The sequence below is a fragment of the Streptomyces sp. NPDC026575 genome (assembly GCF_055567415.1).
The window spans coordinates 134,103-153,087 of record NZ_JBVHQM010000008.1 but is presented as its reverse complement, the minus strand read 5'-3'; the positions used below and the strand labels follow the sequence as shown (position 1 = coordinate 153,087).

Here is an 18,985-nt window from a genome sequence, read left to right as displayed (position 1 = left end):
GCGACCGCGGACTCCCCGCCGGCCGCGGGCAGTTCATGCACCTTGCCGGTCATGCGCCCGCTCCCGCGTGCTGAGTGGCCGTCACCGCGGCGATGGCGTCGGTCAGCCGGTCCAGTACGGCCTCGACCTGCTCGTCGGTGATGATCAGCGGCGGCAGCAGCCGCACCGTGGAGTCGAAGCGGCCGCCGAGTTCGACGATCAGGCCGCGCTCCAGGCACGCGTCACGGACCTGCGCGGCCAGCTGCGGCGCGAACGGCCGGGCGCCGCACGCGTCCGGCTCGGCCTCGGCGTCGACCAGCTCGACGCCGATCATCAGGCCGCGGCCGCGGACGTCGCCGATCACCGGCAGCTCGGAGCGCAGCGCGGTCAGCCGCTCGGTCATCCGGGCACCGACGGCCGCGGCCCGCTCGACCAGGCCCTCGCGGGAGACGTACCGCAGGGTGGCGGTACCGGTCGCCATGGCCAGGGTGTTGCCGCGGAAGGTGCCGGTGTGCGCGCCGGGCAGCCAGCCGTTGTAGTCCTCGTGGTAGACGATGACGGCCAGCGGCAGGCTGCCGCCGATCGCCTTGGACATCACCATGGCGTCCGGCACGATCCCGCTGTGCTCCACGGCCCAGAAGGCGCCGGTGCGGCCGACACCGGTCTGCACCTCGTCGACGATCAGCGGAATCTCCCGCTCGGCGGTGATCCGCCGCATCTCGCGCAGCCAGGCGTCCGGGGCGGGCACCGCGCCGCCCTCGCCCTGCACCGCTTCCAGGATCATCGCGGCGGGCGGCACCACTCCGCCGTTGGGGTCGTCCAGCAGCCGCTCGACGTAGTCGGCCGAGATCCGCGCACCGCGCTCACCGCCGACACCGAACGGGCAGCGGTAGCTGTACGGGTAGGGAAGCCGGGTCACGTCCGCGGCGATCCCGGGCACCGGCGTCTTCGTGCCGACACCGCCGGAGGCGGCCAGCGCGCCCGCGGTCATGCCGTGGTAGGCGCCGGTGAAGCCCAGTACGCCGCGGCGTCCGGTGGCCGTCTGCATCAGCTTGAGCGCGGCCTCGACGGCGTCGGTTCCGGCCGGTCCGCAGAAGTGGATCCGGGCCTTGTCGGCGAAGTCACCGGGCAGGGTGGCGAACAGCGCGTCGGTGAACTCGTCCTTCTCCGGGGTGGCCAGGTCCAGGACGTGGAGCGGGGCACCGCTGCTGACGGTCCGCTGGATGGCCTCCAGCACGACGGGGTGGTTGTGGCCGAGGGCGAGCGTGCCGGCGCCGGAGAGGCAGTCGAGGTAGCGGCGGCCGTCGGTGTCCTCGATCGTCATGCCCTGGGCGCGGGCCGGGACGATGGGGAACGAGCGGGCGTAGGTGCGGGCGGCGGATTCGCGTCCGCGCTGGCGCTCCAGAATGGCCGCTGTGCTGGGCGCGGTCCGCTGTGTCGCGGGCAGGTCGGTGGGCTGCAGGGTCATGAGGGCTGGCTCCAAGGAGGGGGACATAAGCGGGGGCGGCCGCACCGGTGGGGCCGAAGGAGGCGCGGCGCGGTGGCGGTGCCGCCGCGGGGGCTGGCCGCGGCGGCCGGGTGCTCGTTCAGAGCAGAAGTCGTTCGGCGACCGGGTGTCCGAGGAAGCCGTGCATGGCGAACTCCCAGCCGTAGGAACCCGCGTTGGGGAAGACGACCAGGTCGCCGGCGCGCACCCGGTCCACCTTGACGTCGCGCAGCAGGGTGTCCTCCGGGGTGCACAGTTCACCGACGACGGTCACCCGGGTGCCCTCGGCAGCGGGACGGGGACAGCCCTCGGGCCACTCCTCGACGGGCAGGACCGCGACGTTGTGCACGATGTCCCAGGAGGTGGGCAGCTGGAAGTGGTTGATACCGCCCCGGAGCACGACGAAGGACTCGCCGTACGAAGCCTTCACGTCGGTCACCTCGGCGGCGTACCAGCCGCAGTCGGTGACCAGGAAGCGGCCGGGCTCCAGCACGACCTTGACGCCCTCGGGGACCTCCACCTGCGCGGCGAGTTCCCCGAAGCGGACGACGTCGAAGGGCTTCTCGCCGATCTCGAAGGCGACGCCGATGCCGCCGCCGATGTCGACATGGCGCAGCTCGATCCCGTTCTCGCGGGCGGTCCGCCCGCTCCACTCCACGCACCAGCGCAGATACGCGGCATGGGAGTCGGCGTCGAGGTTGTTGGAGGCGGCGTGGATGTGGAAGCCGACCAGGTCCAGGCCGGGCAGCCGAACGGCCTCCCTCAGCACACCGGGCACGTCCGGCTCCGCCACACCGAACTGGGAGGGCACACCGCCCATGTGCAGCGAGCCGGTGACCGGGATCGTCTCCGGGTTGACGCGCAGCGCCACCTTGGCGCGGACGCCCTCCGCGACCGCGATCCGGCTGATCCGGTGCAGTTCGAGCAGGCTCTCGGCGTTGATCGCCTCGACCCCGGCCCGGACCAGGGCGGTCAGGACGGGAACGGACTTCGCGGGCCCCGCGGCGACCACGGGCGCGGTGGCGCCCTCGGCAACCGGCTTGGCCGACAGGGCGAGTTCGAGCTCCGAGCGGGAGGCGACCTCGAACCCGTCGACATACGGCGCCAGTGCCGCGACGACTCCGGGGAAGGAGTTCGCCTTCACGGCGTAGTAGACGGCCGCCCACTCGGGAAGGGCGCTGCGCAGCTCCCGGGCACGCTCGGCGGCGACGTCTCCGTCGTAGACGTAGGTGGAGACCGGCGGCTGGGACTGCGCCAGTTCCAGAAGACGGCCGCGAACCCTCTCCGGGACCACGTCCACGGGGTAGACGGATCGCGGGGCTGCGGACGGCGGCAACTCTATGGACACGGTGATGCCTCAGGTCGGGGGCGGGGACGGGGGAAAGTTCGGTTTCCGGGCGGGCCCGGAGCGGCAAGGGCCTTCAGCCGCGGGCGAGCGGACGCACTCCGTCGAGCGGGCGCACACCATCGAGCGGACGCACGATCGCCACATGGGGACGCCAGCCGGGGTACGGCTCCATCCGACCGACGGGCGTGAAGCCGTACTTGGCGTACGTGGCGAGCATCACGTCGTTGCCCTCGGACACGAAGGCCGCCGCGCGCTCCTCCGGTCGCTCCGCGAGAAACGCCTCGAAGAGCGCGTGCCCGATGCGCGAGCGCCGCCATCGGTGCCGGACCAGCAACTCGCACACCCCGATCGTGCGTCCGGGGTACTCCCGGGTGAACTCCGCACCGGGATCCGGCACCAGGCCGTCCCACCACAGCGAGTCCGGCGGAAGCGTGTATCCGTAGACGAATCCGGCTACCTCATCGCCGTGCAGAGCCGCCATCAGCCCGAAGCCGGGGCGCTCGGCATGCCGCAGCAGGCGGTCCGAGACGGGCGGGTCCTGATGGTCGCTGAGGCCCAGCGCGTCCGCGTAGACGTCCTCGTAGGCGGCTGCCCACCGCCCGACGTCCGAGGTGACGGCCGTGCCGTCGTAATGCTCGATCACAAGCTCGGCCGACGCCCTCGCCGGCGAGGGCGCTGGCGCGATTGACTTGCTCGAACGAGTCACGGAGGCTCCCAGGGGGTACACAACTGCCTGGCGGACACACGAATTCAGGCAAGTGCTTAGGTGAGGCTAACCTAACGCCTCCTGATCGCGTCGCCAAGACTGCGTGTAACGCACACGCATATCGCCGGGCCGGGCCCGGGACCGCGCACTGAACCCCCGTCAGAACCGAAGAGCGCCCCGGGGCCCCGATGGGCTCACCTCGACAACCCCCAAGGACACCCCCTCCCTGACGCCGGAGCCCGAACGCCAGGTGGTGACCAGACTCCCCCGCGAAACCTGGTCGGCGGCGTTTCAGCAGCCCGGCAGGGGCCGGGCGATGACGCCCGGCCCCTGCCGAAGAGAGAGAGCGGGCCCCCGGCGCCCAGCCTGCGGCTCGGCTGCCCGGGGCCGTTGGCCACCCTCAGTAGTCCTTCTCGTCCTTGTCGTCCTTGCCGCCCTTGTCGCCCTTGTCGCCGCCGTCGGCGAAGCTGTTGTTGCAGCCGACCGAGGAGCCCATCTTGGTCTCCTGGGCGCCGGGGGAGCCCTCGCCGCCGAGCGCGTTGCCCAGCACGCCGTTGAGGATGCCGACCTCGCCGAGGACGTCGACGTTCAGGTCGTGCGAGCGGCAGGAGCTGCCCTGCTTGATGTTGAACTCGGTGCCCTTCCCGTGCCTGCCGCCGTCGGCGTGGGCCGAGCCGGCACCGAGGAAGGCGACGCTGCCGAGGACTGCCGCCACGACGGCAGCCTTACGGAACTTGTGCATGTCATCTCCGGTTTTTGAACGGATGCGATCAGTAATTGATCAACCTCGTACAGTTACGAAAGGCTAATCGCAAATTCGCCGACCCCGTTGACCGACGCGCCGAGTCTGGGCGCGCGGCCACGGGCGCCGATCGGGGCTCGGCAGGGCGTCAGTGGACGTCCTTGACGTCCCACACCTGCACGGTGCCGTCGTTGTCGCCGCTCCCTGTGGCGACGGCGGTGCCGTCCGGGCTGAACGCGAGCCCGGTGACGAGGGAGGTGTCGGCGAGCTTGGCGATGTTCCATTGGCCGGCCACGTCCCACAGGCGCGCGGTGTGGTCCCAGTTGCCGGTGGCCAGGGTGCGGCCGTCCGGGCTGAACGCCACACGGGCGACGTCGATGAAGTGCCCCATGGCCTGGCTGAGTTGGCGGTGGTCCCGTCGCCGGTGCCGATGGCCAGCACCTCGCTGTCCGGGCTGAACGCCGCATGCATCACCCCGCGTCCGTGCAGCGTGGCGTACGGGGTACGCGCGGGGCGGGTGCCTCCCGCGCCCGCGGCGGGTGCGGTCTTCTTGCCCGGGGAGGTGCCTCCGGGCAAGGAGGTGGAGGACAGGCCCAGCGGAACGGCCACGGCGGCGGCGCCGAGCCCGGCGAAGAGCAGGGCCCGGCGCCCGGGGCGCCATATGTCGGACTTCCGGCGAGGGGTGCTCAGCCCAGAGCGCCCTCCTGCGGCGCGAGGACGACGAACTCCGCGCCCGACGAGTCGGTGCAGACGGCCAGCCGGCCGACGTCCTCGGCGGTTTCCGGGCCCATCGACAGCGAGCCGCCGTTGCCCGTCACCAGCCCGACCGTGGCATCGCAGTCCTTCGAGACGAACACCGGGTGCCAGTACGGCTTTCCGCCGGGCCCGAGCAGGTCGGCGGGGACGCCGATGAGGCCGCCGTGCATCCGTTCCTCGCCGCAGTTCGCGGGCCGGAGCAGGGTGTAGGTGCCGCCGCCTCCGGGGAGTTGCATGTCCTGGGTGTGCCAGCCGAAGACCGTCCGGTAGAAGGTCTGCGCGGCGGCCGGGTCGGTGGTGTACAGCTCCGTCCAGCCCAGACTGCCCGGGCCGTCCGCGGCCTCGATGCCCGGATGTCTCGCCGGCTGCCAGACGGCGAACTCCGCGCCCTGCGGATCCGCGAGCCGGGCGCACCGGCCGTCGTCCGCCCCGACCGGGGCCGGCGCCGTGCGGACCGCGCCACCCGCCCGCGCCACCGCCTCGGCCGTGGCATCCGCGTCGGGGGTGTGGAAGTAGATCGTCCAGGCGGAGCGGGCGCCGTCCCCGGTGAGCGGGGCGACCGCGCCGACCGCCTTCCCGTCGAGCCGGAAGAGGGTGTATCCGCTCGCGCCCTGCTCGCCCTGCGGTTCGGCCCGCCAGCCGAACACGGCTCGGTAGAAGGCCGCCGCGACCTCGACATCGGGCGTACCGAGATCGATCCAGCACGGGGAGCCGGGGACGAAGTCAGTGGTGATCATGGCGATTCCCTTCGCGGATCCTTCGTGGTTTCAGCCTGACATCCGGCACTGACACTCGCCCGTCGGCCGCCTGCCGCCCGGGATTCGGCGTCCGGGCGTCCGCTTGCTAGCCTGACGCGCGCTCGTCAAGGAATCCCGCATCGGCGGGACCCGCGGGCGCATCATCGATCGGGTACGCGTACGGCTACGCGTACGCGGTGGCCGCCCAGGGAGGCGGCCGTCTGTCACGGGGGAGATCTCAGGATGAAGATTCGCCATGTCCGCGCTGTCGCCGTGTGCGCACTGGTGGTCGTCGCGCTGACCGGTGCGCGCGGTTCGCACGGTGGGGGCTGCGGCGGCAGCCACGGCTCCAGCAGCTCCAGCAGCAGCTCCGGCGGCGAGTACAGCTCCGGCAGCACGTCCAGCGGCGGATACAGCAGCTCCGGCAGCACCACCAGCGGCGGCACCACCACCAGTGGGACGACGACCGGTTCGCCGTCCTCCGGGTCCACCACGCCGCCCGAGTCGGACATCCGCATCACCGACTGCCAGGTCGACAGCGCGGCCGCCACGCTGACCGCCAAGCTGAGCGTGACCAACGGCAACTCCACGAGCCCGGCGACGTACAACGGCAGCGTGCGCTTCACCGACTCCTCCGGCGGCTACGTCGGCGTCGTGCAGATCACGTCGCTCAAGGTGGCCGCCGGCCAGACCCTGCCCACCACGGTGACCGGCACGTTCATCAAGAGCCCCAGCGAGCAGGGCACGTTGTCGGGCAAGTGCACGCTGGGCAGCGTGTGGAAGCTCAACGGCTGAGGCCGGCCGCGGCGGGGCCGCGCGGCGGAGTCCGAGGCCGGCACGGGCGGTTGGCGTTCAGTGCCGGTACAGCTCCTTGGCGATGATGGAGCGCTGCACCTCCGTCGCGCCCTCGTAGATGCGCGGCGCGCGGACCTCCCGGTAGAGGTGCTCCAGGAGGTGGCCGCGGCGCAGCGCGCGGGCGCCGTGGATCTGGACGGCGGCGTCGACCACGTACTGGGCGGTCTCGGTCGCCAGCAGTTTGGCCATGGCCGAGCGGCGGGCGATGTCCGGGGCCCCGGTGTCGTAGGCGGAGGCGGCCGCGTACACCAGGAGGCGGGCGGACTCGACCCGGGTGGCCATCTCGGCGAGCTGGTGGCCCACGGACTGCAGGTCCTTCAGCGGGCCGCCGAACGCGGTGCGCGCGCCCGCGTGCGCCAGCGCCGCGTCCAGCGCGGCCTGCGCCATGCCGACCGCGAAGGCGCCCACGCTCGGCCGGAAGAGGTTCAGGGTGGCCATCGCGACGGCGAATCCACAGCCCACCTCGCCCAGCACATCCGCCCTGGTCACCGGCGTGCCGTCGCACACCAGCGTCCCGATGGGGTGCGGGCTGAGCATGTCCAGGCGCTCGCCGGTCAGACCCGGCCGGTCGGCGGGGACGAGGAAAGCGGTCACACCGCGCGCGCCCGCCTCGCCCCCGGTGCGGGCGAAGACGGTGGCGAAGTCGGCCTCGGGGGCGTTGGAGATCCAGCACTTCTCGCCGGTCAGCCGCCAGCCGCCGGGGCCGTCCGGTTCGGCGGCCAGGGACAGCGCGGCGGCGTCCGAGCCGGCGCCCGGCTCGCTCAGCGCGAAGGACGCGACGGCGCGCCCGGCCGCCACCTCGGGCAGCCACCGGGCGCGCTGGGCGTCGGTGCCGGCCTGGACGATCGGGTAGGCGCCCAGGCCCTGGAGCGCGAGCGCGGTCTCCGCCTCGGTGCACTCCTGGGCGAGGGATTCCCGCAGCAGGCACAGGTCCAGGGCGCGCAGCGTTCCGTCGGCGGGGAACAGGCGGCGCAGCAGGCCCAGTTCGCCGAGGGTGGCGACCAGCGGGCGGTTGACCCGGCCCGCCGCGCCCTTCTCCGCCAGCGGGCTCAGCCGTTCGGCCGTCATGGCGCGCAGTTCGGCGCACCATTGCCGCTCGTCCGGTCCCAGCGCGAATACAGTCACGAGGCGGCTCCCTGGTAGCGGTCCTCTATCGCGGTCTGTTGACTGCCGTCACCAACACGTTACGCTGACGAAGCATCCGAACGGCAGTCCTCGACCACTCGTCGCACCGGTCCCGGCCGGCCCGGCGAGCAGCCGACCGAGTCGGCCACCCGGCCGCCCTAGGGGGCGTATCCGCCATGGAGCTACGGTCCTCGGCCCACGCCGACACCTTCGCGCGCGACCGGCTGCCGCCTCGCGAGCAGTGGCCGCACCTCACCGATCTGGGCTACCCCGACCGCCTGAACTGCGGCGCCGAACTCCTCGACGGCACCATCGCCCGGCTCGGCGCGGACCGTCCCGCGGTGCGCGACGCGAGCGGTCCGGTGTGGACCTACGGGCAGCTGCGGGCGCAGGTCGACGCGATCGCCCAGGTGCTCACCGACCGGCTCGGGGTGCTGCCGGGCAACCGCGTGCTGCTGCGCGGACCCACCACCCCGTGGCTGGCCGCCTGCTGGCTCGCCGTGATGAAGGCGGGGGCGGTCGCGGTGACCGTCCTGGCCACGCAGCGCCCCAAGGAGCTCGCCACGATCTGCGAGATCGCCCAGGTGCGGTACGCACTGTGCGACGCCCGCTCCGTCGACGACCTCGCCGCGGCCGCGGTCCCGGAGCTGCGGATCACGACCTACGGCGGGGACGGGCCGCAGGATCTGCGCCGGCTGGCCCGGCCCGGCGGTGCGCCGTACACCGCGGTGGCGACCTCGGCCGACGACGTCGCGCTGATCGCCTTCACCTCGGGCACCACCGGCCGCCCCAAGGGCTGTCTGCACTTCCACCGCGATGTCCTCGCCATCGCGGACACCTTCTCGGCACGGGTGCTGCGCCCGTCCCCTGACGACGTGTTCGCCGGCAGCCCTCCCCTGGGGTTCACCTTCGGCCTCGGCGGGCTGGTGGTCTTCCCCCTGCGGGCCGGCGCCTCGACGCTGCTCGCCGACTGGGGCGGGCCCGGGCGGCTGCTCGCCGATATCGCGGCGCACCGCATCTCGGTGCTGTTCACCGCGCCGACCGCCTACCGGGCGATGCTGTCCGAACTCGACGGGCACGACGTCTCCTCGCTGCGCCGGTGCGTGTCGGCCGGTGAGAACCTGCCCGCCGCGACCTGGCAGTCCTGGTACGGGGCGACCGGCCTGCGGATCATCAACGGCATCGGCGCCACGGAGCTGCTGCACATCTTCATCTCGGCCGCCGACGACGCGATCCGGCCGGGCATGACGGGCCTGCCGGTGCCGGGCTTCCAGGCCCGGGTGGTGGGCGCGGACGGCACACCGCTGCCGGACGGCGAACCGGGCCTGCTGGCCGTGCGCGGGCCGACCGGCTGCCGCTATCTCGCCGACCCCCGGCAGGCCGAGTACGTCCGCGGCGGCTGGAACCTCACCGGTGACACCTATGTCCGCGAGCCCGACGGCTACTTCCGCTACGTCGCCCGCGCGGACGACATGATCATCTCGGCCGGCTACAACATCGCCGGGCCCGAGGTGGAGGACGCCCTGCTGCAGCACCCCGACGTGACCGAGGCCGCGGTGGTCGGGCGGGCCGACGAGGACCGCGGACAGGTCGTCGTCGCCCATGTCGTGCTGCGGGCCGGCGTCCCCGAGGGGGCGGACACCATCGCCGCGCTGCGCGCCTTCACCAAGACCCGTATCGCGCCCTACAAATGCCCCCGCGAGATCGTCTTCCACACCGCCCTCCCCCGCACCCCTACGGGCAAGCTCCAGCGCTTCCGGTTGCGTGCCCCCCTCTAGGGCCTGTCCGATGGGTCGGGGTCGGAAAGGCCGCGGCGTCTGGTGCGGTGCATCGCAAGGCGCCGGAGCGTCTCGATAGCGGAGCTATCGGGATGATTCGGCAACGCCGCGAGGTGCCGTGCCAGGCGTCGCGGGCCCGGCCAGGACCCATCGGACAGGCCCTAGAGTGACCCGGTGATCGACCAGCAAGCACAGCACACCCCGCGGTCCCTGATCGTCACGTTCTACGGCGCCTACGGGCGCGGCGAGCCCGGCGCGGCGGACGAGGCGGCCGCCGTGGTGCCGGTCGCCGCGCTGATCCGGCTGCTCGGGGCGCTGGGGGTGGATCCGCCGTCGGTGCGCTCCGCGGTCTCCCGGCTCAAGCGGCGCGGGCTGCTGGTCCCCGCGCGCACGGCCACCGGAGCGGCCGCCTACGGACTGTCCGACGCGGCCCGCGAGCTCCTGGAGGACGGCGACCGGCGGATCTTCGGCCGGCCGCCCGCGCGGCCCGCCGACGGCTGGGTACTGGCCGTGTTCTCCGTCCCCGAGCAGGAACGGCACAAACGGCATCTGCTCCGCTCCCGGCTGGCCCGGCTCGGCTTCGGCACCGCCGCGCCGGGCGTGTGGATCGCCCCCGCACAGCTCTACGAGGAGACCCGGCACACCCTGGAGCGGCTGCAACTGGCCCCGTACGTCGATCTGTTCACCGGCGCGCACGCCGGTTTCGCCGCCACGGCGGACGCGGTGGCACGCTGGTGGGACCTGGATGCCATCGCCGCGCAGTACCGCGCGTTCCTGGACGAGCAGGAGCCGGTCCTGCGCCGCTGGTCACGACGGCGCACGGTGCCGCCGGAGGCGGCCTACCACGACTATCTGCTGGCCCTGGACGCCTGGCGCCGCCTCCCGTACGCCGATCCCGGGCTGCCCGCTCCCCTCCTCCCGGAGGACTGGCCGGGAGGCCGCGCGGCAGAGGTGTTCAGCAGTCTGCACGGCATGCTGCGGACCACGGGCGCCCGTTACGCGCACCAGGCGACCGCCGGTCCGTAAGGCGTCCGCGCCTCAGCGGCGGCGCGCCTGAGCCCCCACCGCGACGGCCGGCCGCGGCCGGGCCGCGGCGATCACCGAGACCACGTCCTTGAACGAGCTGCACATCCGGGTGCCGGCGACCGCGGCCAGCTCGCCGAACGTACCGACGCCGTAGGTCACCGCGACCGGCGCCATCCGCGCGGTGACCGCCATCCGCATGTCCCCCACGGTGTCCCCCACATACGCGCTCTGCCAGGGCGCGACACCCAGCCGGCCGGCCGCCCGCAGCACCATCTCCGGGTGCGGCTTGCCGCGCCGGACCATGTCCTGGCCGATGACCGGGCCGACCAGGTCGCGGATGCCCATGACGTCGAGCAGCGCCTCGGCGCTGCGGGTGGTCTTGGACGTGGCGACGGCCAGCTCGACACCGTGGGCCCGCAGCGCGGACAGCCCCGCCGTCACACCGGGGAAGAGCAGCTGCGGCCCCTGGCACAGCACCTCGTAGGAGAACAGCTCGCGGTAGCGGGAGATGGCGGCCTGCACCCGGCCGTCGTCCTCGGGCTTGCCCAGCAGCCGGCCGAAGGCGGGGCCGGGAGGTTTGCCGATGGCGGAGGCCGCCTGCCGCGCGGTCACCGAACAGCCCTGCTCCGAGGCCACCTTGACCAGCAGCTTGCTGATCGCCGGCATGGTGTTGGCGAGGGTGCCGTCCAGATCGAAGACGGCCGCCCTGATCGTCTCGCCTCCTGCCCCCCGTGCGCCTCTCGCGGGACGTTCGCCGACTTCCATTGCTACGCGCATGGCTGGAGACCTTTCCGGATTCCGATGGGGGTGCGGGGTACGGGGGTTCGGGTGACGTTGCTGGCTCGGCTGGTTGAGCGGCCTGCGGTCGGCGACTGGTAAGAGGCAGAGGCGGTCTCGCCATGGCGCACACGCTGTCCAAGGGCGGTACGCGACCGTCGCGGCGGCTCCATCGGAACGGATCGTCCCGTTTACCGCCTTCGGAGATTTAAAAACCGCCTGCGCTGTTTGTCAATGTGCCTTTGTCACATCCTGACGGGTCGACAACGCTCCCCCGCAAGGCCAGACTGGCGGCACAGCGCCCGCAGGCGCCACCGGAGGCCCGAAATCCACGGCCCGACGTCAGCTTTTCGCCAGGGCGCACCAGTTCAGGCCATTCACCCCGACCATATCGAACCGCATGGTTGGTTTTCTATGTAGACTGCAATCAGCTTCGCAGCCGTACTAGAGACGGGACGGACACCGTGCCCACCCAGCATCGCGCCATCCAGAGCCGCCAGGCACTCATCCGCTCGGCCGCAGAGACCTTCCTGGAGAAGGGGGTTCCCGCCGCGGGCATGGTCGAGATCAGCCGGCGGGCCCGGCTGAGCAAGGGAGCCCTCTACTTCCACTTCACGTCCAAGGACGACCTCACCCTCGCGGTGCGCGACGCCGCACTCGCCACCCTTCAGGAGATCGAGAACGGCTTCGCCCGCTCCCCGCAGCCGCTGGCGACCGCGGTGCAGGACTTCGCCGTCGAGCTGTTCAGCCGGGTGGAGTCGGACGCCGTACTGCGCGCCGGGTTGCGCCTGCGGCCGGAGACCGCGCCGGGTCTCGGTATCTACGCCCTGGAGCAGCGCTGGTACGCGCTCTTCCTCGACAAGGCGGTGACCTGCGGGACCGGCGAGCCGGGTCGGCCGAGCGCGGCGGACACCTCGGACGCCGAACCGCGCCGCACCGCCCAGCTGCTGACCTCGATCGTGGTGGGTCTGCTGCATCTGGGCGGCGAGGACGGGACGTGGTGGGACCGGGAGGCCGTGGTCGGCCTGTGGGGGCTGCTGTCCGCCTCGCCGGAGCGGATCCCGGCCGGCGGCCTGCCCGAGCCGGCCCGCCTGCCGGCCGCCGGCTGACCCGGCGGGCCGTCAGGGGCCGTACGCCACGAGCGGGCGCGGGCGGATCACAACTCGACCAGCACGGCCCCGACATGGCGGCCCTGAGTGAGCTCGCACAGCGCCCGCGGGGCCTGCTCGATGCCCTTCAGCAGGGCGTGCGGGAAGACCAGGGAACCGTCCCGCAGGCCCTGGCCGAACTCCTTCGCCCACTCCTGCGGCAGATCCGGGTGCGCATGCAGCCCGAAACCGCGCAGCGCCACCCGCCGCGCGATGATCAGTCCCGTGTCCAGCACCACTGGGGCGGTGCTGGAGCCGGTCGCGCCCAGCTGACTGGAGAGCGCGCCGACCAGCGCGAAGCGGGCGTCGGGACGGGCCACCGCGAGCGCCGCGGTCAACTGCTCGCCGCCCACGGTGTCGAGCAGTACGTCGATGCCGTCCGGGGCGGCCCGGCGCAGCTGCCGCTCGATCGGGCCGGCGCCGCGCACGATGGTGTCGTCGTACCCCAACTCCGCGCGCAGCCGGGCGGCCTTGCGCTCCGAACCGGTGCTGCCGACCACCCGGGCGGCGCCCAGCCGCCGCGCCAGCTGCCCGGCCAGGCTGCCCACACCGCCGGCCGCCCCGGAGACGAACACCGTGTCCCCCGGGCGGACTTCGGCGGCCCGGCGCAGCGCGCCCCAGGCCGTCGCGCCCTGGGAGAGGTGCGCGGCGGGGTCCGGTAGCGCGTCCAGGTCGAGCCGGCGCACCTGCGACTCGTCAACCGCCGCGAACTCCCGCCATCCGAAGCGGTGGTGCACCAGCTCGCCGGGGGTGAAGCCGCCGCCGGGCGCCGCCACCACCTCCCCGACCGCGGAGCCCCACAGCGCCCGTCCCGGTACGAAGGGCGGCATCGGCTTCGAGTCGCCGCTCATCTGCGTCCGCATCGCCGCGGTCACCGCCATCAGGCGCGTCCGCACCAGGACCTGCCCCGGCCCCGGTTCGGGCACCGGCACCTCGGCCACCACGAAGTGCCGGCTGGTCGGCTCTCCTTCGGCATGGCGGACGAGCCGGATCTCGCGCTGCGCGGCGGGCAGAGCGGTGGGGGACATCGGACAGCTCCTCGAAGTCGTAGTACACGCCACGGCGCGCAGATTCAATACCGCCTGGTTGGCTTCTTTATGATGCCGAAAGAGACTGCGCGGCCAGGGCGACGGGTCGCACTCGGCGCAACTCCAAGAGAGCATACGGAGGCTGTTCGGTGGTCAAGCAGGCACGTGCAGTGCGCACCCGGCGCGCGGTCCTCGAAGCCGCGGCTCATGTCATCGGCAGCCGCGGGTACCAGGCCGCCACCATGGCCGAGATCATCCAGCGCGCCGGGGTCACCAAAGGAGCCGTGTACTTCCACTTCACCTCCAAGGGAGCGCTGGCCCGCGCGGTCATCACCGAGCAGGCCGACCCGTTCCTCCCTCAGGTCAGCGACTCCCGGTTGCAGGACGCCATCGACTTCACCCACCGGGTGGCGCTGGCGCTGCGCAGCGACCCGCTGCTGCAGGCCGGCACCCGGATCGCGGTCGAGACGACGTTCAGCGACGAGCCGCTGGTGCCCTACCAGGCGTGGACCGACATCATCAGCACGATGTTCAGCGAGGCCCGGGACAAAGGGGAGTTGCTGCCCGGTGTGGTGCCGGACCGGGCAGCCGAGTTCTTCGTCGCCGCCTATATGGGCGTGCAGTTGTTCTCGCGCGCCGCGACCAACCGTGCCGATCTCCCCGAGCGCGTCACGGCGCTGTGGAAGCACACTCTGCCGGGTCTCGCCTCGCCCGGCGCGATGAGCCATCTCGACCCGGGCGGCCGCGCGGCGCGGGTCTCGGCCTGACGGCTGCCCGTCCGGCGCCGGCGCCCTCCCGGCCTGGCCGAGGAGCGCCCCTTAGCACTGGTGAACAAACCACATGGTCCGTATCTTGGTGGCGCGGGGGCCGCCAGCGTGGCTCGGCCCGTCTCGGGCGCTGAGAGCCGCACTTCAGAGAGGACACCTATGGCCAGAGCCATCCTCATGCCGTCGTCTCCGGATCAGCGCCACGACGGCCGAGGCGGGTTCGCCGACGAAAACCGACCGTCCCCTTTGAGCACCACCGCACCGCACGGGTACGGCCACCGTGCGGCGGTGTCCGAGGTGTTCCTGACCAACTGGCGGCGGGACACCGCCGACGGCTGGGTCGTCAGCGCCCGGTGGCCGCGCGCACACGGCTTCTACGGGTCGGTCGACGGGCCGCACGAGCGGCTGCACGACCCCCTGCTGCTGATCGAGACCATGCGGCAGGCCGGGATACTGCTCAGCCATCTCGCCCACCGCGTGCCGCTCGACCACCCGGTCACCTGGCAGCGGATCCGCTACGACCTCATGCCGCAGGCGCTGAGCGCCGCCGGTGCGCCGACGGAGGTGGAACTGCACGTCACCGACCATGAGGTGAGCCGCCGCGGCAAGCGGCTGCTCAGCGCCCGCCAGGAGTTCCGGGTGCGGCGCGACGGCGCCGATCTGGCCACCGCGACGCTCGACTACGCGTGCCACAGCCCGTCCGTCTACCGCCGGCTGCGCGGCAGGTACAGCGAGCTGACGCCGGCCAACGCGCGCAGGCTGCCGCTGCCCGCGCCCGTCGCCCCGCAGTTGGTCGGCCGGGACCGCGAGCGCGATGTGGTGCTCTCCCCCACCGTCCGCGCCGGCCGATGGCGCCTGCGGGTGGACACCTCTCATCCGGTGCTCTTCGACCAGCCCGTGGACCACGCCCCCGGCATGCTGATGATCGAGGCCGCCCGGCAGGCCGCGCAGGTGGTGACGCCGGGGGTCACCCTGCCGATTGCGATGGAGTGCGCTTTCGAGCGGTACGCCGAACTGGACGCGCCGTGCTGGGTACGGGCCCGGACCGTCCCGGAGTCGACCGGGGCGCGGGCGGGCGAGGCGCGGGCGGGTGACGGCCGCATGCTGGTCGACGTGGCCGTGGAGCAGCACGGCAAGCCGGTGATCGCGGCGCGGATCACCAGCCTGCCGCTTCTCTGAGGCGCCGCCGTGGCGCCGGCGGAGGGACGCCGTCCCTCCGCGGACGGCCCCGCCCCGCTGCCCGTGTCTCCCCGTCACCGCAGCGTGAGGCGGGGCTTCGGCGCGTCGGTGCGTCCGGTGGGCGGGGTGCGGCTGCCCGCCTGGTAGGGCGGCGGCCACGGGGCGCCCGGCCCGGTGTACCCCTGCTCCGCGGCGGCGTGCAGCGTCCAGTGCGGGTCGTACAGATGGGGTCTGGCCAGCGCGCACAGGTCCGCGCGCCCGGCGAGCACCAGGGAGTTGACGTCGTCCCAGGAGGAGATCGCGCCGACCGCGATGACCGGCACCCCCAAGGTGTTGCGGATCCGGTCGGCGAACGGCGTCTGGTACGAGCGGCCGAAGTCGGGGCGCTCGTCGGCGACGACCTGCCCGGTGGAGACGTCGATGGCGTCGGCACCGTGTGCGGCGAAGGCCGCCGCCATGGCCACGGCGTCCTCGGCGGTGGTGCCGCCCGCCGCCCAGTCGGTGGCGGAGATGCGGACCGTCATCGGCCTCTCATCCGGCCACAGTTCGCGCAGGGCGTCGAAGACTTCGAGCGGGAAGCGCAGGCGGCGGGAGAGGGAACCTCCGTAGGCGTCGGTGCGTTGATTGGTCAGCGGGGAGAGGAATCCGGACAGCAGATAGCCGTGGGCGCAGTGCAGTTCCAGCAGATCGAAGCCGCAGTCGACGGCGCGGCGCGCGGCCGAGGTGAACTGCTCCCGGATCGTGGTGAGTTCGTCCGCGGTCAGCTCGTGGGGGCGCTGGCTGCCGGGCTTGTACGGAAGGGGGGATGCCGCCACGAGAGGCCAGTTGCCGTCGTCGAGCGGTTCGTCGATGCCGTCCCACATCAGCTTGGTGGAGCCCTTGCGGCCCGAGTGGCCGAGCTGGAGACCGATCGCGGTGCCGGGCGCCTGGGTGTGCACGAAGTCGGTGACGCGGCGCCAGGCGGCGGCCTGATCGGCGGTGTAGAGCCCGGCGCAGCCCGGTGTGATGCGCCCCTGCTCGCTGACGCACACCATCTCGGTCATCACCAGGCCCGCCCCGCCCAGGGCTCGCGCGCCCAGGTGGACGAGGTGGAAGTCCCCGGGGACGCCGTCCTGCGCCGAGTACATGTCCATCGGCGAGACGACCACGCGGTTGCGCAGGGTCAGCGAGCGCAGCCGGAAGGGCGTGAACATGGGCGGAGTGCCGGCCGGGGTGTCCGCCTCGCCCTCGACGGCCGCGACGAATCCGGGGTCGCGCAGCCGCAGGTTGTCGTGGGTGACCCGGCGGCTTCGGGTGAGGAGGTTGAAGGCGAACTGGCGCGGCGGCTGGCCGATATAGGTGGAAAGCTCCTCGAACCAGCCGAGGCTGGCGCGGGCGGCGCGCTGGGTGGAGGCGACGACGGGGCGGCGCTCCGCCTCGTACGCGGCGAGCGCGGCGGCGGTGTCGGGCTGCTCCTGGAGGCAGGCGGCCAGCGCCAGGGCGTCCTCGACGGCGAGCTTGGTGCCGGAGCCGATGGAGAAGTGCGCGGTGTGCGCGGCGTCGCCGAGCAGCACCGTATTGCCGTGTGACCAGCGGTCGTTGACGACGGTGCGAAAGGCGGTCCAGCTGGAGTTGTTGGAGCGCAGCGGCCGGCCGCGCAGCGCGTCGGCGAAGGTCTTGGCGCACCATTCGGCGGAGGCGCGCTCGTCGCAGCGGTCCAGTCCGGCCGACCGCCAGACCTCCTCGCGCATCTCGACGATGACGGTGCTGGCGCCGGTCGAGCAGGGCGCCCCGGAGGGCCTCTCCGGGGCGTGGTGGGCGGGCGACGGGCCGGCGTAGGGGTAGGCGTGCAGCTGGGCGACGCCGTGCTCGGTCTCGGCGATCTCGAAGCGGAAGGCGTCGAAGGCGAAGTCGGCGGCGAGCCAGATGTAGCGGCAGCGGTGGGTGGTCAGCCGCGGCCGGAAGGCGTCGGCGTGCGCGGTGCGGGTCGCGCTGTGCACCCCGTCCGCGGCGATCACGAGGTCGTGGCCGCGGGCCAGCTCGGCGGCGGGCGGCGCCTCGGTGCGAAAGCGCAGATCGATGCCGAGGTCGTGGCAGCGCCGGTGCAGTACGGCCAGCAGCCGGCGCCGTCCGAGGGCCGCGAAGCCGTGTCCGCCCGAGGTGAAGGTGCGGCCCCGGTGCACGATGTCGATGTCGTCCCAGCGGACGAACTCCGCCTGGAGTGCGCGGTAGACCTCCGGGTCGGCGTGCTCGATGCCGCCGAGGGTCTCGTCGGAGAGCACGACGCCGAAGCCGAAGGTGTCGTCGGGAGCGTTGCGCTCCCATACGGTGATCTCACGGCCGGGATCGAGGCGCTTGAGGAGGGCCGCGGCGTACAGCCCGCCCGGTCCACCGCCGATGACGGCGACCCGCACGGCTACTTCCCCTGCCACTTGGGCGCGCGCTTCTCCGTGAAGGCGGCGTGGAACTCCGCGTAGTCGGCGCTGTTCATCAGCAGCGCCTGGGTGGCGGCGTCCATCTCCACGGCGGCGGCCAGCGGCAGATCGAGCTCGGCGGTGAGCAGCGCCTTGGTCTGGGCGTATGCCAGCGCGGGCCCCTCGGCGAACCGCCGGGCGAGCGCGGCGGCCGCCTGGTCGGCGTGCCCCTCCTCCGCCAACTCGCTGATCAGGCCGAGCCGTTCGGCCTCCGGCGCGCGTACGGCGTCGCCGAGCATCAGCACCCGGGTGGCGTGGCCCAGCCCGATGACGCGGGGCAGCAGATAGGCCGCGCCCATGTCGCCGCCGGACAGTCCGACCCGGGTGAAGAGGAAGGCGAAGCGGGCCGAGGGGTCGGCGACGCGGAAGTCCGCGGCCAGCGCGAGCACCGCGCCGGCGCCGGCCGCGACGCCGTGCACGGCCGCGATCACCGGGAACGGGCACTCCCGCAGCGCCCGGACGACCTGGCCGGTCATCCGGTTGAAGTCCAGCAGCTGTGCGGTGTCCATGCCCAGGGTGGCGCCGATGATCTCCTCGACGTCGCCGCCGGAGCAGAATCCGCGGCCTTCCCCGGCGAGCACCAGGGCGCGCACGGAGCGTTCCCTGGACAGCTCCGCCAGCAGGTCGCGGAGGTCGGCGTAGGCCCCGAAGGTGAGGGCGTTGAGCTTGTCCGGGCGCGCCAGGGTGACCGTGGCGATCCCGTCCTTCCTGGTCACGCGGATGTGCTGCCAGGAGTCTGTGCTGCGGGCGGATCCTGTGAACGGGCTCATCGGACTGCCTGCCCCCTTTGACGGGTCGGCCGGTGGATGCTCTTCCGGATGCCCTTTGAAGTTATCACCGCTTTGTGACTGTCGTCACGATGGCGCGATACGCCGTTTCTCGGCCATCGACCGGACGAAGGTCCCGTCCACCGCGGGACCTAGGTCACCGCGACCCCGGCCGCTCGCCTCTGCCGCGGGCCCCGCCGCGCTTCCTACGGTGGACGTACCGGATCCGGCCCGCAGGCACCCGGCGCGGTCCGCAGGCACCCGGCCCGCGCCCTCGGCGCCGATCCGGCCCCTGGCACCCGATCCGGCCTTCTGCGAACGGAACGTA

The 18,985-nt window shown here is 73.0% G+C and carries 17 protein-coding genes; 6 read left to right on the top strand and 11 right to left on the bottom strand.

Features of this window, described 5'->3' with window-relative positions; translation table 11 throughout:
* Nucleotides 1-49: 49 nt before the first annotated feature.
* The 6 genes from ACZ4NB_RS13470 to ACZ4NB_RS13445 form a co-directional block, all read right to left on the bottom strand.
* A complete protein-coding gene (locus ACZ4NB_RS13470) occupies nt 50-1,447 on the bottom strand; it encodes a diaminobutyrate--2-oxoglutarate transaminase (RefSeq protein WP_467661025.1) in 1,398 nt (465 codons plus the stop codon).
* Nucleotides 1,448-1,565: 118 nt separating this feature from the next.
* Nucleotides 1,566-2,765, bottom strand: coding sequence for an alanine racemase (locus ACZ4NB_RS13465; protein ID WP_467661023.1), 1,200 nt, complete (start codon nt 2,763-2,765; stop codon nt 1,566-1,568).
* 121 nt (nt 2,766-2,886) lie between these two features.
* Nucleotides 2,887-3,456, bottom strand: a complete 570-nt coding sequence (locus ACZ4NB_RS13460; RefSeq protein WP_467661022.1) for a GNAT family N-acetyltransferase — start codon at nt 3,454-3,456, stop codon at nt 2,887-2,889.
* Nucleotides 3,457-3,919: 463 nt separating this feature from the next.
* Nucleotides 3,920-4,261, bottom strand: a complete 342-nt coding sequence (locus tag ACZ4NB_RS13455; protein ID WP_467661020.1) for a hypothetical protein — start codon at nt 4,259-4,261, stop codon at nt 3,920-3,922.
* A gap of 148 nt (nt 4,262-4,409) precedes the next feature.
* A complete protein-coding gene (locus ACZ4NB_RS13450; protein ID WP_467661018.1) occupies nt 4,410-4,652 on the bottom strand; it encodes a WD40 repeat domain-containing protein in 243 nt (80 codons plus the stop codon).
* A gap of 295 nt (nt 4,653-4,947) precedes the next feature.
* Entirely contained in the window at nt 4,948-5,754 is an 807-nt protein-coding gene (locus ACZ4NB_RS13445; protein ID WP_467661017.1) for a VOC family protein, read from the bottom strand.
* 243 nt (nt 5,755-5,997) lie between these two features.
* On the opposite strand from ACZ4NB_RS13445, the gene ACZ4NB_RS13440 reads away from it, so the two are divergent.
* Nucleotides 5,998-6,549 carry a hypothetical protein gene (locus ACZ4NB_RS13440; RefSeq protein WP_467661015.1) on the top strand — a complete coding sequence of 184 codons (552 nt, stop codon included), beginning with the start codon at nt 5,998-6,000 and terminating at the stop codon, nt 6,547-6,549.
* A 57-nt stretch (nt 6,550-6,606) separates the two neighbouring features.
* On the opposite strand, the gene ACZ4NB_RS13435 is transcribed toward ACZ4NB_RS13440, so the two are convergent.
* Nucleotides 6,607-7,734 carry an acyl-CoA dehydrogenase family protein gene (locus tag ACZ4NB_RS13435; protein ID WP_467661013.1) on the bottom strand — a complete coding sequence of 376 codons (1,128 nt, stop codon included), beginning with the start codon at nt 7,732-7,734 and terminating at the stop codon, nt 6,607-6,609.
* A gap of 176 nt (nt 7,735-7,910) precedes the next feature.
* Between ACZ4NB_RS13435 and ACZ4NB_RS13430 the strand changes: the two genes are divergently transcribed.
* Together ACZ4NB_RS13430 and ACZ4NB_RS13425 are read left to right on the top strand one after the other, a co-directional pair.
* Entirely contained in the window at nt 7,911-9,512 is a 1,602-nt protein-coding gene (locus ACZ4NB_RS13430) for an AMP-binding protein (protein ID WP_467661011.1), read from the top strand.
* 174 nt (nt 9,513-9,686) lie between these two features.
* Entirely contained in the window at nt 9,687-10,538 is an 852-nt protein-coding gene (locus ACZ4NB_RS13425; protein WP_467661009.1) for a PaaX family transcriptional regulator, read from the top strand.
* Between the two features lie 12 nt (nt 10,539-10,550).
* Here ACZ4NB_RS13425 and ACZ4NB_RS13420 read toward each other — a convergent pair whose 3' ends face one another.
* Nucleotides 10,551-11,315: an HAD family hydrolase gene (locus ACZ4NB_RS13420; RefSeq protein WP_393488648.1), complete on the bottom strand. Its 765-nt coding sequence runs from the start codon at nt 11,313-11,315 to the stop codon at nt 10,551-10,553.
* 464 nt (nt 11,316-11,779) lie between these two features.
* On the opposite strand from ACZ4NB_RS13420, the gene ACZ4NB_RS13415 reads away from it, so the two are divergent.
* Nucleotides 11,780-12,424: a TetR family transcriptional regulator gene (locus ACZ4NB_RS13415; protein WP_467661007.1), complete on the top strand. Its 645-nt coding sequence runs from the start codon at nt 11,780-11,782 to the stop codon at nt 12,422-12,424.
* A gap of 47 nt (nt 12,425-12,471) precedes the next feature.
* Here the strand turns inward: ACZ4NB_RS13415 and ACZ4NB_RS13410 are convergent, their stop codons facing one another.
* Nucleotides 12,472-13,491, bottom strand: coding sequence for an MDR family NADP-dependent oxidoreductase (locus ACZ4NB_RS13410; protein WP_467661005.1), 1,020 nt, complete (start codon nt 13,489-13,491; stop codon nt 12,472-12,474).
* Between the two features lie 149 nt (nt 13,492-13,640).
* Between ACZ4NB_RS13410 and ACZ4NB_RS13405 the strand changes: the two genes are divergently transcribed.
* Nucleotides 13,641-14,258, top strand: a complete 618-nt coding sequence (locus ACZ4NB_RS13405; protein WP_467661003.1) for a ScbR family autoregulator-binding transcription factor — start codon at nt 13,641-13,643, stop codon at nt 14,256-14,258.
* 159 nt (nt 14,259-14,417) lie between these two features.
* Entirely contained in the window at nt 14,418-15,437 is a 1,020-nt protein-coding gene (locus ACZ4NB_RS13400; RefSeq protein WP_467661001.1) for a ScbA/BarX family gamma-butyrolactone biosynthesis protein, read from the top strand.
* 74 nt (nt 15,438-15,511) lie between these two features.
* Here ACZ4NB_RS13400 and ACZ4NB_RS13395 read toward each other — a convergent pair whose 3' ends face one another.
* Nucleotides 15,512-17,848, bottom strand: coding sequence for a bifunctional salicylyl-CoA 5-hydroxylase/oxidoreductase (locus tag ACZ4NB_RS13395; RefSeq protein WP_467660999.1), 2,337 nt, complete (start codon nt 17,846-17,848; stop codon nt 15,512-15,514).
* Entirely contained in the window at nt 17,833-18,660 is an 828-nt protein-coding gene (locus ACZ4NB_RS13390) for an enoyl-CoA hydratase family protein (protein WP_467660997.1), read from the bottom strand. Before ACZ4NB_RS13390 ends, ACZ4NB_RS13395 begins: the two co-directional genes overlap by 16 nt.
* Nucleotides 18,661-18,985: the final 325 nt, after the last annotated feature.

What these genes read in the sequence shown, in the direction of transcription:
- ACZ4NB_RS13470 (WP_467661025.1), bottom strand. Translation starts at nt 1,447, where the DNA reads ATGACCCTGCAGCCCACCGACCTGCCCGCGACACAGCGGACCGCGCCC.
- ACZ4NB_RS13455 (WP_467661020.1), bottom strand. Translation starts at nt 4,261, where the DNA reads ATGCACAAGTTCCGTAAGGCTGCCGTCGTGGCGGCAGTCCTCGGCAGC.
- ACZ4NB_RS13450 (WP_467661018.1), bottom strand. Translation starts at nt 4,652, where the DNA reads ATGGGGCACTTCATCGACGTCGCCCGTGTGGCGTTCAGCCCGGACGGC.
- ACZ4NB_RS13445 (WP_467661017.1), bottom strand. Translation starts at nt 5,754, where the DNA reads ATGATCACCACTGACTTCGTCCCCGGCTCCCCGTGCTGGATCGATCTC.
- ACZ4NB_RS13440 (WP_467661015.1), top strand. Translation starts at nt 5,998, where the DNA reads ATGAAGATTCGCCATGTCCGCGCTGTCGCCGTGTGCGCACTGGTGGTC.
- ACZ4NB_RS13430 (WP_467661011.1), top strand. Translation starts at nt 7,911, where the DNA reads ATGGAGCTACGGTCCTCGGCCCACGCCGACACCTTCGCGCGCGACCGG.
- ACZ4NB_RS13420 (WP_393488648.1), bottom strand. Translation starts at nt 11,315, where the DNA reads ATGCGCGTAGCAATGGAAGTCGGCGAACGTCCCGCGAGAGGCGCACGG.
- ACZ4NB_RS13410 (WP_467661005.1), bottom strand. Translation starts at nt 13,491, where the DNA reads ATGTCCCCCACCGCTCTGCCCGCCGCGCAGCGCGAGATCCGGCTCGTC.
- ACZ4NB_RS13400 (WP_467661001.1), top strand. Translation starts at nt 14,418, where the DNA reads ATGGCCAGAGCCATCCTCATGCCGTCGTCTCCGGATCAGCGCCACGAC.
- ACZ4NB_RS13390 (WP_467660997.1), bottom strand. Translation starts at nt 18,660, where the DNA reads ATGAGCCCGTTCACAGGATCCGCCCGCAGCACAGACTCCTGGCAGCAC.